General features: G+C 39.2%; 18 protein-coding genes. 7 read left to right on the top strand and 11 right to left on the bottom strand.

Annotated features, from left to right (window positions below; genetic code table 11):
• Window positions 1-48 precede the first annotated feature (48 nt).
• The 4 genes from ABE65_RS05710 (at window position 49) to ABE65_RS05695 (ending at window position 2,494) form a co-directional block, all read left to right on the top strand.
• On the top strand, window positions 49-342 hold the full coding sequence (locus ABE65_RS05710) for a hypothetical protein (protein ID WP_066392274.1): 294 nt from the start codon (window positions 49-51) through the stop codon (window positions 340-342).
• A gap of 73 nt (window positions 343-415) precedes the next feature.
• Window positions 416-1,252 carry an oxidoreductase gene (locus ABE65_RS05705; protein WP_066392272.1) on the top strand — a complete coding sequence of 279 codons (837 nt, stop codon included), beginning with the start codon at window positions 416-418 and terminating at the stop codon, window positions 1,250-1,252.
• Window positions 1,253-1,308: 56 nt separating this feature from the next.
• Window positions 1,309-1,596 (top strand): transposase, encoded by a 288-nt coding sequence (locus tag ABE65_RS05700; protein WP_066392270.1) that lies wholly within the window; start codon window positions 1,309-1,311, stop codon window positions 1,594-1,596.
• A 103-nt stretch (window positions 1,597-1,699) separates the two neighbouring features.
• Window positions 1,700-2,494: a TIGR00266 family protein gene (locus tag ABE65_RS05695; protein WP_066392269.1), complete on the top strand. Its 795-nt coding sequence runs from the start codon at window positions 1,700-1,702 to the stop codon at window positions 2,492-2,494.
• An 80-nt stretch (window positions 2,495-2,574) separates the two neighbouring features.
• Here ABE65_RS05695 and ABE65_RS05690 read toward each other — a convergent pair whose 3' ends face one another.
• The 4 genes from ABE65_RS05690 to ABE65_RS05675 all read right to left on the bottom strand — a co-directional run bounded on the left by ABE65_RS05690 (window position 2,575) and on the right by ABE65_RS05675 (window position 6,350).
• Window positions 2,575-3,246 (bottom strand): class F sortase, encoded by a 672-nt coding sequence (locus tag ABE65_RS05690; RefSeq protein ID WP_082861304.1) that lies wholly within the window; start codon window positions 3,244-3,246, stop codon window positions 2,575-2,577.
• On the bottom strand, window positions 3,246-4,034 hold the full coding sequence (locus ABE65_RS05685; protein ID WP_066392268.1) for a DUF4397 domain-containing protein: 789 nt from the start codon (window positions 4,032-4,034) through the stop codon (window positions 3,246-3,248). Before ABE65_RS05685 ends, ABE65_RS05690 begins: the two co-directional genes overlap by 1 nt.
• Before the next feature lie 209 nt (window positions 4,035-4,243).
• Window positions 4,244-5,257, bottom strand: a complete 1,014-nt coding sequence (locus tag ABE65_RS05680; protein WP_066392266.1) for a S66 family peptidase — start codon at window positions 5,255-5,257, stop codon at window positions 4,244-4,246.
• Between the two features lie 70 nt (window positions 5,258-5,327).
• Complete coding sequence (locus ABE65_RS05675) at window positions 5,328-6,350, bottom strand: NADP-dependent oxidoreductase (RefSeq protein ID WP_066392265.1); 1,023 nt, start codon at window positions 6,348-6,350, stop codon at window positions 5,328-5,330.
• A 138-nt stretch (window positions 6,351-6,488) separates the two neighbouring features.
• Between ABE65_RS05675 and ABE65_RS22175 the strand changes: the two genes are divergently transcribed.
• On the top strand, window positions 6,489-6,875 hold the full coding sequence (locus ABE65_RS22175; RefSeq protein WP_066392257.1) for a hypothetical protein: 387 nt from the start codon (window positions 6,489-6,491) through the stop codon (window positions 6,873-6,875).
• A 127-nt stretch (window positions 6,876-7,002) separates the two neighbouring features.
• Here ABE65_RS22175 and ABE65_RS05665 read toward each other — a convergent pair whose 3' ends face one another.
• Window positions 7,003-8,307 (bottom strand): amino acid permease, encoded by a 1,305-nt coding sequence (locus ABE65_RS05665; RefSeq protein WP_066399805.1) that lies wholly within the window; start codon window positions 8,305-8,307, stop codon window positions 7,003-7,005.
• A gap of 159 nt (window positions 8,308-8,466) precedes the next feature.
• On the bottom strand, window positions 8,467-9,090 hold the full coding sequence (locus tag ABE65_RS05660) for a LysE family transporter (RefSeq protein WP_231887856.1): 624 nt from the start codon (window positions 9,088-9,090) through the stop codon (window positions 8,467-8,469).
• 105 nt (window positions 9,091-9,195) lie between these two features.
• On the opposite strand from ABE65_RS05660, the gene ABE65_RS05655 reads away from it, so the two are divergent.
• A complete protein-coding gene (locus tag ABE65_RS05655; protein WP_066392251.1) occupies window positions 9,196-9,459 on the top strand; it encodes a hypothetical protein in 264 nt (87 codons plus the stop codon).
• A gap of 41 nt (window positions 9,460-9,500) precedes the next feature.
• Here ABE65_RS05655 and ABE65_RS05650 read toward each other — a convergent pair whose 3' ends face one another.
• On the bottom strand, window positions 9,501-9,728 hold the full coding sequence (locus tag ABE65_RS05650) for a hypothetical protein (protein ID WP_066392247.1): 228 nt from the start codon (window positions 9,726-9,728) through the stop codon (window positions 9,501-9,503).
• Window positions 9,729-9,878: 150 nt separating this feature from the next.
• Here ABE65_RS05650 and ABE65_RS05645 point away from each other — a divergent pair, with 150 nt between their 5' ends.
• Complete coding sequence (locus ABE65_RS05645; protein ID WP_066392245.1) at window positions 9,879-10,700, top strand: MBL fold metallo-hydrolase; 822 nt, start codon at window positions 9,879-9,881, stop codon at window positions 10,698-10,700.
• Between the two features lie 53 nt (window positions 10,701-10,753).
• Here the strand turns inward: ABE65_RS05645 and ABE65_RS05640 are convergent, their stop codons facing one another.
• From ABE65_RS05640 to ABE65_RS05625, 4 genes are all read right to left on the bottom strand, one after another.
• Window positions 10,754-11,239, bottom strand: coding sequence for a DinB family protein (locus ABE65_RS05640; RefSeq protein WP_066392244.1), 486 nt, complete (start codon window positions 11,237-11,239; stop codon window positions 10,754-10,756).
• Window positions 11,240-11,313: 74 nt separating this feature from the next.
• Complete coding sequence (locus tag ABE65_RS05635) at window positions 11,314-12,327, bottom strand: Gfo/Idh/MocA family protein (protein WP_066392243.1); 1,014 nt, start codon at window positions 12,325-12,327, stop codon at window positions 11,314-11,316.
• 130 nt (window positions 12,328-12,457) lie between these two features.
• Window positions 12,458-13,216: a hypothetical protein gene (locus tag ABE65_RS05630; protein WP_066392241.1), complete on the bottom strand. Its 759-nt coding sequence runs from the start codon at window positions 13,214-13,216 to the stop codon at window positions 12,458-12,460.
• Between the two features lie 248 nt (window positions 13,217-13,464).
• Complete coding sequence (locus ABE65_RS05625; RefSeq protein ID WP_197480357.1) at window positions 13,465-13,968, bottom strand: GNAT family N-acetyltransferase; 504 nt, start codon at window positions 13,966-13,968, stop codon at window positions 13,465-13,467.
• Window positions 13,969-14,006: the final 38 nt, after the last annotated feature.

The following is a 14,006-nucleotide window of genomic DNA, read 5'->3' as shown; positions in this document are numbered from 1 at the left end:
TTCTGTATAGAGTATATAAAGGGCAAAAAAGGGTAAGGAGGCATCTATTTGGAGTTTCCGTTCATTCTTACTAACTTTTGGGATGCATTGATTGCTATACCCGCCATCATCATCATGATTGAAATCCTCAAGATTTTCTTTCACTATATCTCTGCTTGGATACCAACGATCGCCTGTATGCTAGGCTTAATTATATCTGTTTTAATTGCGCATCCGCATAGTCTATGGACTGGAATCGTAATGGGAATCGTCTATGGATTAGCTGCAGTCGGATCTTACTCAAGTTTTATTTACGTCCTATATAACTATCGAGATAAGAACCCTCACAAACCTTATAAATAGTTGATAGCTTCGAAAAGTTCGTTTACGTTAAGTACATAACCTAACGAACTTTTTTCATGATGAGGAGAATGAAATGAACAGGAAAACAGCTATAGTAACCGGCACGTCTAGCGGATTTGGTATGCATTGCGCTATCGAACTTGCGAAGTCCGGTTTCTACGTAATAAGTACGATGCGAAATATCGGTCGTGCAGAATCTCTATTAAAGTTGGCAGACGAAAACAAAATAAGTGACCAGATTCATCTTCATGCTCTGGACGTGACATCAACAGAATCTATTTGTACTTTTAATGACTTCATCAAAGAGTTTCCTAGCATTGATGTTTTAGTAAATAATGCGGGATTTGCACTTGGCGGTTTTTCGGAAGAACTTTCAATCGATGAATATCGTCTTCAGTTTGAAACAAATGTGTTTGGTGTTATGGCGATTACGCAAACCGTTCTTCCCTTCATGCGTAAAAACAAGCGAGGACGCATCATTAATATGAGCAGCATCTCTGGAAAATTTGGTTTTCCTGGTCTATCACCTTATACAGCATCAAAGCACGCATTAGAAGGATACAGTGAAAGTTTGCGTCTTGAACTGCGACCGTTCGGTATAGATGTTGTTCTTATTGAACCTGGATCTTATCAAACTAACATCTGGTCTTCCATCGACAACATGACCATCAACTCCGAATCTCCTTACCACTTTTATATGGAATCCCTATTAAAGAATATTGAAAGAGGTAAAGGAACTCATGGCGATCCGCTTGATGTGGCGAAACTGGTGACAGAGATTGCAACCTCCACAAAAACACCTAAACTGCGTTATCCCATTGGAAAAGGCGTAAGAGTGAGTTTGTTTCTAAAATCTGTTTTGCCGTGGAAGTGGCTTGAAAAAGGCATTTTGAATAAACTCCTAAAATAAAGATTCTGCTTAATCACCTCCAATGTTGTGCAAAATGCTATTGAGGTGATTTTTTTATGAAACTATTGATACTTGTTGGGAGTCTGTTAGTCCCAGTCGGCATGTTTTGGCTGCAAACTGTTTGGCCAAAAAGCCGTCTATTATTTAATGTAATTGCCATTATTGCCGCGCTTATATTTGGTGATCTGGCAGCTATCGCCATTCAGCAAATCATTCACGATAACACCGTATTCATGACAAACATCCATGGAGTCTTATTAAATCCGTTCTTTTTAGTCGCAGGCTCTTATCTTGGTGTTTATCTTATTTATCGCTTGATCCTGTGGACTTCTGCAGAACGGTAAAAAATTTCTAAACCTTTGAAACTTAATAGAATTGTGATGCGTATTTTAATGTGGGTTATTGATTAAGTACTTTCATGAATAATTACTATTGGGGGAAAAGAACATGAACAACCACGAGATCGATTATAAAATTTACGGGGATGACATGCAGTTTGTCGAGGTAGAGTTAGATCCGAAAGAAACCGTGATTGCTGAAGCTGGTGCTTTAATGATGATGGAAGACGGTATCGAGATGGAGACAATATTCGGAGATGGTTCAGGTTCAGCAGGTGGAAGCGGGTTAATGGGCAAACTGTTCAATGCCGGCAAGCGGGTTCTAACTGGTGAAAGTCTATTCATGACAACGTTTACGAATGAAGAGCACGGTAAGAAACACGTGTCTTTTGCCTCTCCTTATCCTGGAAAAATCATTCCGATGGACTTAAGTGAACTCGGTGGTAAAGTGATCTGCCAAAAAGATGCTTTTCTAGCTGCTGCAAAAGGGGTTTCTGTTGGCATAGAATTTCAACGTAAAATTGGTGCCGGATTCTTCGGTGGTGAAGGCTTTATCATGCAGAAGCTTGAAGGAGATGGGATGGCATTCGTCCATGCCGGTGGAACGATTCACAAAAAAGAATTGGCACCTGGCGAAGTGTTGCGTGTAGATACAGGATGTTTAGTCGCGATGACGAGTGGTGTTGATTATAATATCGAGATGGTAAAAGGTGTGAAAACAGCACTTTTTGGTGGTGAGGGCTTGTTCTTTGCCACATTAAGAGGACCGGGAACGGTTTGGATCCAATCACTTCCGTTCAGCCGTTTAGCAAGTCGTGTGTTTGCTGCAGCTCCGCATAGAGGCGGATCGAGCGATGAAGGTAGCCTAGCTAAAGGCGTGTTCGGCATGTTGAATGGTGATTGATCAAGAAAAAGATCGTTAAACAGATGTTATAGTTAAAAATAAAGAGCAGAATCATCTTCAGTAGATGGTCTCTGCTCTTTTTATTGTTTGATTCGTTTCGCATAAACGACCAACCGTTTCTCATGCTCATTGTTTTTCCTGTTGTATACACCTGTACATGTTATAAGGTTCAACCTAGGCTGCTGACTAGGTCCAAATATCACACGCAATGGTGCTTCGTCTTTTTTATAGGCAACGACCTTTTCCACTTGAAAAGAAACTTTTTCATTTTCTTTTCCATAAACGTGAATGAGGTCGCCTGCTTTCAAGTTCTTTAAATAAAAAAAGACAGCAGGTCCCCTATAATCATCAACGTGACCAGCGATAACCGCATTCCCATTTGCTCCTGGCTTTGCACCCAACTCATACCAACCAACATCTTTTCCGTTATTTGGAACTTCCATCTGTCCGTCTTTGTTTAGCCCCTGTCCATCTACAGAAGCGCTCACTTTTAAAGTTGGAATCTCAAGTTTTGTTGGGACAATACCAATGGATTCGGTCTTATTTGGCATATCGTTTTTTTCATCATCGTTATTCATGTTCACCATAGAATCAGTTTGTTGACCTGATTTTGTATCTGGTTCTTCTTGAGGTGAAACTTGATTCTCCCTCTGACTATATTCTTGTATATCGTCACTTTCATTGTTATTTCCTGCTGAGCAGCTGCTCAGCAGGAAAATGGTTGTAAATAAGAATATTTGTTTTTTCATCATTATTGAGCTGTACGTTTGCGGTATAGGACAAACGCTAGTGCACCCAATCCAGCTACTGCGATGATTCCAGCTGAATAGTTTGCTGATGAATCATCAGATGCTCCACCCATCCCTGTTTTAGGCATTTCAGATGGCATTACCATTGAGTCTTGAAGAACCAATACTTCAAGTTTGTCAGCAGTGTTTATTGCATATACGCTGTATACCATATTTGCTTCAAGCTTTGTTCCAGAGAGATCAAGCACTTGTGTACCGTCTGAAGTACGAATCTCTAAATCATACGTGTTTGGATCTAGTTCTTTATAATCTGTGAATGCTTTAAATGAAGCTCCGCTAAACAAAGCATCTCCACCGATCAATCCTACATCTACAGTCGGTGCATCTGGAGAAAGATGACCGATACGAATTTTCGCTTTTCCTTCAGTTGCCTGCATAGAATCTTCTGCGACCACTAACTCAATCATTTCTAGCATGTTTGCTGCAGCTACTGTATAAGCTTTACCTGCTTCAACGGTCAAATTTTGTGAGATTACAGCATTATCTTTAGTACCCGCTGCATAGATTTCCACTTTATGTTCGCCAGCTGGCAATGGCATGTAATCTGTTGCTGCCTTAAACTCCGCACCTTCGACTACTGGTTTTCCATCGACATAAACATCTACTGCTGGTGCATCAGGTGAAGCATGTACAATACGAACCATCGCATCATTAGACTCAGCAAAAACCCCCGTTGCCATCATAGCAAACATCATAATCGCGGCAAGTGCAGACCCAAAAAACTTTTTCATTTCATCTCTCCTCACAAATGGTATACAAACGAATGCACAACAAATGTAATGCGTTTGTATAGGTTATGTACCACTTAAGGTTTAAACTTAAACCATATTTTTGAAAAATTTACAATTTAGCGTTTAGCTCTGTATTTCACCAGAAAAAAAGCTGTCCCCTTCACTAAGGGAACAACTTCTGATTGCTTTAAAAATATAAGGAATTAATATTAACGAAAATACTGTAAAACCGTTCCTTTCCCATCTTTTACTTCAACTTCGGCATATGCTCCGTTAACAAATGTGATCTGAGGCGGTACATGTCCACAATCCACATCGTAGATGACTGGAATATTCAATTCCTCAGCCATTTCTCTATATACGTCTTCCTCTGTGTAATCATTAACTGGTTCATTTGCAGAGCTTCGGCCAAAAAGAATACCAGAACAATTTTCAAACCAGCCCGCTAACTTCATTTGAACGAGAGATCTTCTTAGATCCGTAGTGTTCATTTCACAGTTTTCTAAATACCATAAAATAGGTTCACCGTTAATCTTCTGTTGATGAAAATGTGCGACGTCGCCATAAGCTGTTCCGATCAGATGACGAATCGTATCAATACAACCGCCTAGCAGACGCCCAGAAACCGTTTCGTTTTTACCAGAAATCGTTTTCCACTCTGTATCGTCAGTGAGATGAAACACATATGGTGTTGGTGCGTCGTGTTGCCATTCTTTTTGATATTTCTCAGAAGACTTCTGAAGAACGGTGCCACCTTCTCTTGTTGAGAGAACTTTTTCCCACATGGCTGTTGTTTCATCTGAATACTCTCCTCTTAAATCGACGAAATTTGTCCCATGTGCGGTCGCGATTCCTGTTTTCAAAGTGATGGGAAGGAGGAGAGTACTTGTGTCTGAATAACCTAAAATCCACTTGTTCGGCAAATTCGTGAAATCAACATGTTCTAACATTTCGATTAATAGCTCACCACCCCAAGGAGGGATGATTACATCAATCTTCGGGTCTCTTACCATCTCATTGAATTCAGCAGCTCGCGTTTTTGCTGAAGCAGACTTCGCCTTATTCTGCGTCCAAACCGTTTCTCCACAAGTTACCTCATAGCCTCGCTTCTCCATTTGAAGACAGGCTTGCTTAAACATGTCATGAAGAGCTGATTGAACACCTGATGAAGGAGCAGTTACTCCTATCGATGCTTTTTCATTTAATAATGGATATTTAATCATCTGAACTCATCCTACTTTTTGTATTTATTCTGTTGTTAAATAAACTTCCACAAAGTTAGTTAGAGTTCCTTCAATCTTTCGCAATTAGAGGAGGCTCCACTTTAATGACTACTTTCCCTTTCGCTCTCCCCGTTTCTACATATTCGATCGCTTTTTGTGCATGTTTAAATGGATAGACTTTATCGATTACAGGTACGATCTCTTCTTTTTCAACTAAATCAGCAATCTTGCTTAACTGTTCCCCACTCGGTTTCATGAATAGGAAATGATAGTGAACGTTATGTTGTTTTTCAAGCTTTGTTAACTTGCTACTCACAATAGAAAAGATCACTTTTTTGAAGAAGCCCAAGTTGTTTTCTTCTGCAAATGCTTTGTTAGGAACGGCTGAAACCGAAACAATCTTTCCACCAGGCTTTAACACTTGAAAAGACTTTTCTAAAGAGACACCACCTAACGTATCAAAGACAGCATCATACCCTTTAAGAACCTTCTCAAATTCTTGTTCTTTGTAATTGATGATCTCGTCAGCTCCTAAAGACTTTACAAGATCATATCCTTTCTCACTAGCTGTAGTTGCTACATAAGCTCCCATTTCTTTCGCAAGTTGGATAGCAAATGTTCCTACCCCACCCGCACCGGCATGGATTAAAATCTTTTGTCCTTCTTTCAAATGAATAACTTTATGAAAAGCTTGCCACGTTGTTAGTCCAACTAACGGAAGTGAAGCACTCTCCACTAAAGATATGTTATTTGGTGCGATGGCCACATCTTCTTCATGAACTGAAATATATTCGGCGAACGTTCCGATTCGGCTCTTTCTTGGTCTGCCAAAAACTTTGTCTCCTGGTTGAAATTTAGTCACTTTACTCCCAACCTGTTCTACGGTTCCTGAAAAATCATTACCAAGAACTAAGGGCATCTTGTAGGATAACAGCATTTTCACTTTACCGTCTCTTATTTTAAAATCAATTGGATTAATACTTGCAGCGTGTATCCGGACTAAAAGATCCTGCTCTCCTAATTCAGGTTTAACCATTTCTAATTCTTGAAGTGCTACGTCCTTTCCGTAGCGTTCGATTATCATTGCTCTCATATGATTTAATAAACCTCCATCATTTCGCCCATTTCTTTCTGATTTTACTATTATGTACAACGAACAAGCTACTCTAAAGAAGCGGCTATCATATTCATATACCGAACAAACTGTTTTGAAGGAAGGAGGAACTTTACTATGAACAATTTTCCCATGAACAATCATCCATATAATCATCAACATCAGCACTCGATCGACGAATCACAATTTATCGAGCGTCAAATGGAAGAAGATGAAGCAGGTCCATTTTCACCACCCCCCCAACAATTTGCACAAAGCCAGATTCCACAACCTTTTTTCACTCAAACTTTTCAGCCTCCTCAAATACGTGCACGATTGTGTAGCTGTTTAGGAAATTGGGGACTGTTAGGTCTTCGCCGTCCAGGTCAGTTTGGCCGTGACTTTTGGTTCTTTCCAGTTGCCATACGCCAAAACAGCGTAACCGGCTATATTTGGGTCGGCGGTCGCCGCCAACGTGTCCGGTATGGATTCTCTCAGATTCGAAACTTCCTTTGTACCGGTTGATGAGCTTTTCCTTTTTTCATATGGCACTATACGGTCGTTTCGGCTAGACACTATGTCAAAGATTAAGTTTATTCCTGAATCGATAAGAAAAGCCGCTCCCTTAGGAACGGCTTTTCTTCTTTCAGAGTTATACCAACTTCTTTTCATGACCGTTGCGTTTCTTTTCAATAACAAAAGCAATTATTCCTATGAGTGCGGAGATTCCGATACTAACATATAGTCCGGGTCTTATGGTCTCTTCAAACCATGTACCTGTTACAGCTAATACGATTAACAGGATTGCGACGATCGACATTAGCTTCACCCACAAAGATTGCTTTAAGATTTTCAACGAAGACAGTATGATAAACAACCAGTTGAACAACAGTAATATTCCTGCTGCTGTTGTGATGTACTCATAGATCCGGCCTGGAAGAAGCAGAGCTGTGATGATACTCGCCAAAAGGCCTCCCGCACCTAAACCCATCGCGGGTAGTGGGAGTTTTTTGAAATTAATCGTCTTCGCAAAAATCTTTGGAGCATCTCCATCTTCTGCAAGCGTTCGTAAAAGATTTGTCACTCCAAAGAGAGCTGCCGCCATCGCTGAGAAACCAGCTATAATGATCGCTCCATTAAATACATGCGGAAAGAAACCTAGATGATACCTTTCCATCGCCGTAACAAACGGACTTTCTTTGTGATCAAATGATTCTAAAGCAACAGTAGTCACGGCAAGTCCGATTGATAAGACATAGATAATAGTAAGAATAAAAAGCATGATCGTACCCGCTTTTGAAGCATCTTCTGTCTTTTTCAGTTGCATCGCCATCATACCGATCACTTCTATTCCGCCAAATGCATAAAACGCATAAATAAGGGACGACCAAAAGCCTTGAAGTCCTCCTGTAAAATAACCGTTGAACGTGTTAGGTATCGTGAGGTTATAGTTTTTGCCATCAACAAATCCGATGAGCCCTGCGATTGCCAATATAATAAACATAACGATTGCCGCTACTTTTATGACAGCCAATAAGTTTTCGACTTGATCAAATTTCTTTGTCCCCGCTAATACCACAACAATGGCTAGGACAGCATAAATTGCTGCAAAGATCCAAAGCGGAACATGCGGCAACCAAAATTGCGAGAGAATGGATAGTGCAGTTAGCTGACTCCCCATGATTAATATATTTGAGACCCAATAATTCCATCCACAACTAAAACCCGCCCATTTTCCATAAGCATGACTGGCATAATAGCAGAACGATCCTTTTTGAGGATCTGCTGCTGTCATTTTTGCTAATAGCTGAAACACGATGTAAGTTCCTAAAGCTGCTAATATAAAAGAAAAGACGATCGATGGGCCTGTAAGCTGAATTCCAATTGTAGACCCTAAAAAATAGCCTGTTCCTATGGTACATCCTACTCCAACGAGCGAGAGCTGCCACCAAGCCATGTTCTTTATTTCTGATTTATCATTAGGTTGAACCGGTGCACTACAATTGGTTTTCTTCACAATAATACCCTCCTGCTTTCAAGTATTATTGTTTATCTTAAGCAGTTGAATATTCATTGATAAAAGAAAAAAGACAGCTTTTGAAATTCGGCAGCTGTCTTACGATAAAAGAAGCGATATACCTTTATAACCAAAATAAAAACCAAATCCGATCAATGATAATCCTGATAGCTTTGAAATCCAATTTAAAATGCGGTCAGCCAGCATCTTACGAAAACTGCTTGATACGATGGCCATTGTAAAATCCCATAATAAAATGCCAGAAAATATAGCTGTACTATAGAGAAGTAGATCTTCTAACGAATATTTCGTGGCGGTTTCTGCAAGTATAGAACCGTATATTCCTAACCAAAATAAGATAGTAAGAGGATTGGTAAGTGACATAAGAAAACCCGCCATAAAACTTCTACTGTTATGTACGGTGTAATCTTGCTGACTGCTCTTTTTTTCTACGGCAGCTTTTTTAAACGTCTCCAATCCCGTATAAAGAAGAACAAAACTTCCAAAGAGCCAAAGAAATGTTTTGATAAATGGGGTATTTATATAGCTAACAAGCCCCATATAGACCATAAGCATGTACAGTGCATCTGCAACCGTTGCACCTAATCCTACCATCCAAGCTTGCCAAAACCCATATTTGATTCCTCGGTCCATCTGAGCAGCATTAACCGGTCCGATCGGAGCAGCAAGAGATAAACCTAGCAGTACGTATTTTAAAATCATCGAAGACCTCCACGTATAAGATGGACAACTCATGCCTGTCTTCATCTTATTCGTAAGAAATCTTTATCAGACCAAAAAATAAAATGATGAATAGGAGACCAACAGATGGATTCTCAGTTAAGTCCTAAGATTCAAGAAGCGTTACATCATGTAAAACGTGCCGATGAAGCCATGATCGAAGCTCAAGCGAATCAAACACCGTCCTGTTTTCAAACAGCAAAGTTATGCCTCGAAACTGCTCAGCAATCTGTACATAACGCAGGCGAAGGGATATCAGAAGAAGAAAAAAAACAGCTTCATCATGCTAAAGAATATTTAAGGCACCTTCATGAAACACAGGCTGCACTTCAAGAAACAAGATTCGATTAACGTATAAATCCCTCATGAAAATATCATGAGGGATTTTTATGTTAGATAAATAAATTTCGGATAAATCCTGCTTGGTTGACGGTTTCATTTTTGACATCCACATTTAGTTTACGAATGTTGTCACAATAAATGTGAAGTCTTTTTGCTTTTTCTGCGTTTAGATAAGAGGCGTAGTTGTCCAGCTTATCTACTTCGCGTAAAACGTCTTCCTTTGTGTCTGCTTTCTCGATCCTGCTGCAACACGAGCTGATCTGGTCATAAACAGACATGCTAGCCACCTCCTTTATGTTTTGTTTACTAATTCCCTTCTACTAAATTTTAAAACGAAAACCTAAGAAGGGTTAAGTCGTCTAACAATACTTTCCATAAATGGTTTGCTAGACTTAGCTTGTAACATATTAAAAAGGGGGCAACACAAAGTGGAAGAATTTCTATGTACAACATGTGGAACACAATATCCTGCATCTTCTATCCCACTAGAAGAGTGTGTGATCTGTAAAGAAGAACGACAATACATAAACCCTAACGGTCAAGAGTGGACAACATTAGATGATATGGTTCATTCTCGTAAATATAGAAATAAAATAGTGAACGAACAACCTGGTCTTTTCAGCTTAAAGACAGAACCTGATTTTGCGATCAGCCAATCCGCTTACTTCATTGAAGAGAACCATTTTAGATTGTTATGGGATTGTATTCCTTTCCTCGATCAAGAAACCATTGATCGTATTCGTGAGATGGGTGGAATCGATGCGATCGCTTTATCACACCCACACTATTATTCCACTCAAGTACGTTGGGCAGAAACATTCGATTGTCCCATCTATATTCATGAAGACGACAAAGAATGGGTTCAACAAGAAAGTGATAAGATCGTTTATTGGAGCGGTGAAGAGAAGGTTATCACCGATGGACTGGTTCTACATCGACTTGGGGGTCATTATAAGGGTGCCGCTGTACTTCATTGGGAAAAAAGCGGCGCAGCTGGTGTTTTATTAACAGGTGATGTTATTCAAGTAGTTCCAGATCGTAAATGGATAAGCTTTATGTACAGTTATCCAAACATCATTCCGCTTCCCGCAAGCACGGTAGACCGAATGGCAAAAAAAGTAGCCTCACTTAGATTTAAGGAATTATATAACGCGTTCAATCGTCACGTAAAAAAAGATGCCGATCAAATTGTGCAACGTTCTGCAGACCGTTACATTAGAGCGCTTAAAGGTGAATGGTTTAACACGTAAGAAAGGGGAAAGGGAGATTTATTTCTCCCTTTTTTATTTCTGATGCGGTGTGTTTAGTGGACACCCTGATTAGAATCCCAGTTTCCTTTTGATTTTCTGATCTCAACGATCTGGCCGATATGATAAGCATTATGAATGTTTATATTAGCAAGAACAGAATACCAAGGATCGTGGCGATCTTCATGAGCAGAAATCTCAAAAATGCTATCATCTGCTTCTTTTAATGCGACAGCCCAATCATTTAGAACAGAAAATAACTGTTTTTTTACAGTCTCCCACTCCTGATTATTTTCATTTTCAAACGTCTCATCGTTGCTCTCGATTTTTCGAACGGGTGAATTTCCTTTAAACCGCTCTAAATAGCGTTCGTTCCAAAAGATTAAATGGTTGACGATTTCCCATATGGAGTTGCTGTCACCAGATTTTTCACTCGCTTGTTCAGTTGTTAGTCCTTCAAGAGCTCGTTCGATGGGCACAAACCAGTTAGGCTCATTATAGTTTGCAGCCATCTGATTCAATAGAATTGTTTTTTGATACATACAAAAACCTCCTCATACAGAACTGTTTACGAACATACATTCTGCACCAGGAGGTTTGATTCCTTTTATTCACTTTAAATATTTTGCTTTGATTTTAATTCTGATAACGCCACACGACGACCTTCTTGGCTTGAAATAGATGCCGCTTCATTAATAGCAGTTAAGTTCAAAATATCATCTCTTGTTACGATAGACTGTAAGCCATTTTTAATCGCCTCAACCCATTGCTTCATATTAGAAGAAAGTGGATTCGGAAGGTCCGGTTTTACCCAATCCTCTTTCCCTAGGTGCTTACTCTTAATCCTTACATCTTGCCCTTCAACCATAAGTGTACCTTCTGTGCCGTAAAGTTCGAGTTGCTGTGGACTTCCATAAGACAAGAACCCCGTTTCAATCATCCCCATAGCACCTGAATCATACTCCACCATAACGACAGCGTTATCATCTACACCTAATCTGTAAAATTCATTTAGTTTACCACTTACTGCTTTTACTTTTCCACCTAAACGGTTGGTTAAATAGATGGGGTGTGCTCCTAGATCAATCAGAGCTCCTCCCCCACACTCTTCTTTATTATAAAAGTGTTGAGGGAGCCATCCTTTTGAATTTTCTTCTGAAGGTACAGAGCCGTTATGTGCAACACGGCATCTGATATATGTAAGATCTCCAAGGAGTCCTTTGTCGACTGATTGTTGGGCATACAGGTAAAAACTTTCTGTTAGCCTTGGAAGATTGACCATTAATTGTACGTTATTTCTGTCTACTGCCTCGAAGATTTCTTCACACTCTTTAACTGTGAACGCAAGGACTTTTTCAGTAAAAATATGTTTCCCATGGTTCGCAGCGGCTATGATGACCTCTTTATGACGGTTGGTAGCTGTAGTAACGATCACACCGTCGATGTTCGAATCATCTAGCACATTCTGTAGGTCCGCTTCATACGATACCCCTAATTCTTCCGCCCACTGAGTACCACGCTCTTGGTTTTCATCCCAAACTGTTTTTATAGTAATCTCTTTATTTTCCATTGCCTCTCGTGCATAATCGACAGCATGCACGTGCCATTTACTGAGTAGAGCTACGTTCATTACCTTCACCACTCCTCAAGCTAGAATTATTACCATTATACATAAGAGTGGCGTGCTGTACACAACAAGCTATACTGTGCTTTCTAGAAGTATATAAGTTAACCAAAAGTTAATAGAGTAACTTCTAGATTTAAATACTACTTTTAACTGCGCCTTCTATTTTCAACAATCTATTTTGAAGTGACTCTACAAAATCACCCGCATGGTCAAAATAAAGATGCACTTTATTAATCTCTTGTTTTTGTCCAAAGTAACCTCTTGCTTGTACTGGGTTTTTAAAAACTATCTCGTATTTCAGCTCATCGCTAATCCCAAAAATAATCGTAAGTATTCTTGGAAAAGCCGTAGCATGGAATACTTTCTCTTCAATTATGATACCTCCACTTTTGTTGTACTTGATTGAGGCAGGCTGTATATAGTCAATCTCGCTTAAATCAAAATATAGAGATCGTCTAGCACCAATTTTCATCTTTACTTTTTCTTTGGTAATAAGAAAAGGGGTATTTCTCATTAAGTTATAGTCACCTAGCATGTAGATAATACTGTAAATATGTAAAACTAGCATAATGAGAGCTAAATCAGGTTCTTCTTTTTTAAGGTAAATATGAAACACAATCATCTCAATGATCTGTTCGTGGATTAATGCTAGAAATAGATAAAAATAGCTGGAGTTTTTATGAAAGAGGTAACTATCATTCTGAATCATCATACGTTTTCTAGTTCTCCATTTAAAGAAAGCATGGTATAAGATGTTCCACTCCTTATTAATGAGTAATAATAGAGGGTTCTGATCTATGTTTCCTTTCTTATACATAAGAAATAAGTAAATAAACAAACTCTCAAATAAAATGATGATTATGACAATTGAGATTAATAGTTGGCGATCCATAAATACCTCTCCCTTCCTTCATCATATTCTTCAATTCAATTGTAAAGGATTGGGAATTAATTAATAGGGAAAATAAGGGTATTCATACTTTCGTAACAATTTTATGGCGAATTCGTTAACTTACCTCTTATTAGGAAGGAATCAAGATTGAACTTGCTATTTATAATCACACGTTATGCAACATTAAGAACAAAAAAAGCCGTACTTGAAAAGCAATATCTTCTCAAGTGACGGCTAAAAGTTATGAGTCAAATCGTTTTATAGTACAATACGGTCGTATCTAATCCACCTTTTTCATTCTTAGCGAAAAAGGGTATTCGCCCAGCCTCTTGAAAACCAAACGACTGATAAAGTAGATTTGACGGATCCCCTTCCCTTGTATCTAAGACAAGCAGCGACAGTCCCATTTCTTTTGCTCTTTGTTCTGCGTGAAGCAGCAACTGCCTTCCGATACCTTTTTGTCTAAATGCTGGGTGTGTCATCAGTTTCGCTACTTCAGCTCGATGAGTGCCGTTTGGTTTTGTGCACAAGTGAAGCTGGATGGTACCTGCAATCTTCTCATCAACTTTAGCGATCCAAAACAAAATATCAGGCTTCACACTGGTTCTCCAAAAATCATCAGCTACTTGTTTACTTAGCGGAGGCAAAAATCCGATGGAAGCTCCTTCACTTACTACTTTTATTAATAGATCAGAAAGCTCATCTGTACATTCATTAACATTACGTATCTCAACGATTTCCATTACCTTTATCCCCTTTATCACCTTTTGTTTTCATCATTTTAATACTC

Origin of the sequence: Fictibacillus phosphorivorans (genome assembly GCF_001629705.1) — a bacterium.
Taxonomy (GTDB): Bacteria; Bacillota; Bacilli; order Bacillales; family Fictibacillaceae; genus Fictibacillus; species Fictibacillus phosphorivorans_A.
This window is presented reverse-complemented; position numbering and strand designations above follow the sequence as displayed.

Coding starts and splice junctions, on each gene's coding strand:
- ABE65_RS05675 (WP_066392265.1), bottom strand. CDS start 6,350: ATGAGAGCAATGATAATCGAACGCTACGGAAAGGACGTAGCACTTCAA.
- ABE65_RS05665 (WP_066399805.1), bottom strand. CDS start 8,307: ATGGCTTGGTGGCAGCTCTCGCTCGTTGGAGTAGGATGTACCATAGGA.
- ABE65_RS05660 (WP_231887856.1), bottom strand. CDS start 9,090: ATGATTTTAAAATACGTACTGCTAGGTTTATCTCTTGCTGCTCCGATC.
- ABE65_RS05680 (WP_066392266.1), bottom strand. CDS start 5,257: ATGATTAAATATCCATTATTAAATGAAAAAGCATCGATAGGAGTAACT.
- ABE65_RS05700 (WP_066392270.1), top strand. CDS start 1,309: ATGAAACTATTGATACTTGTTGGGAGTCTGTTAGTCCCAGTCGGCATG.
- ABE65_RS05685 (WP_066392268.1), bottom strand. CDS start 4,034: ATGAAAAAGTTTTTTGGGTCTGCACTTGCCGCGATTATGATGTTTGCT.
- ABE65_RS05630 (WP_066392241.1), bottom strand. CDS start 13,216: ATGGATCGCCAACTATTAATCTCAATTGTCATAATCATCATTTTATTT.
- ABE65_RS05690 (WP_082861304.1), bottom strand. CDS start 3,246: ATGATGAAAAAACAAATATTCTTATTTACAACCATTTTCCTGCTGAGC.
- ABE65_RS05640 (WP_066392244.1), bottom strand. CDS start 11,239: ATGTATCAAAAAACAATTCTATTGAATCAGATGGCTGCAAACTATAAT.
- ABE65_RS05705 (WP_066392272.1), top strand. CDS start 416: ATGAACAGGAAAACAGCTATAGTAACCGGCACGTCTAGCGGATTTGGT.
- ABE65_RS05655 (WP_066392251.1), top strand. CDS start 9,196: ATGGATTCTCAGTTAAGTCCTAAGATTCAAGAAGCGTTACATCATGTA.
- ABE65_RS22175 (WP_066392257.1), top strand. CDS start 6,489: ATGAACAATTTTCCCATGAACAATCATCCATATAATCATCAACATCAG.
- ABE65_RS05695 (WP_066392269.1), top strand. CDS start 1,700: ATGAACAACCACGAGATCGATTATAAAATTTACGGGGATGACATGCAG.
- ABE65_RS05650 (WP_066392247.1), bottom strand. CDS start 9,728: ATGTCTGTTTATGACCAGATCAGCTCGTGTTGCAGCAGGATCGAGAAA.
- ABE65_RS05635 (WP_066392243.1), bottom strand. CDS start 12,327: ATGAACGTAGCTCTACTCAGTAAATGGCACGTGCATGCTGTCGATTAT.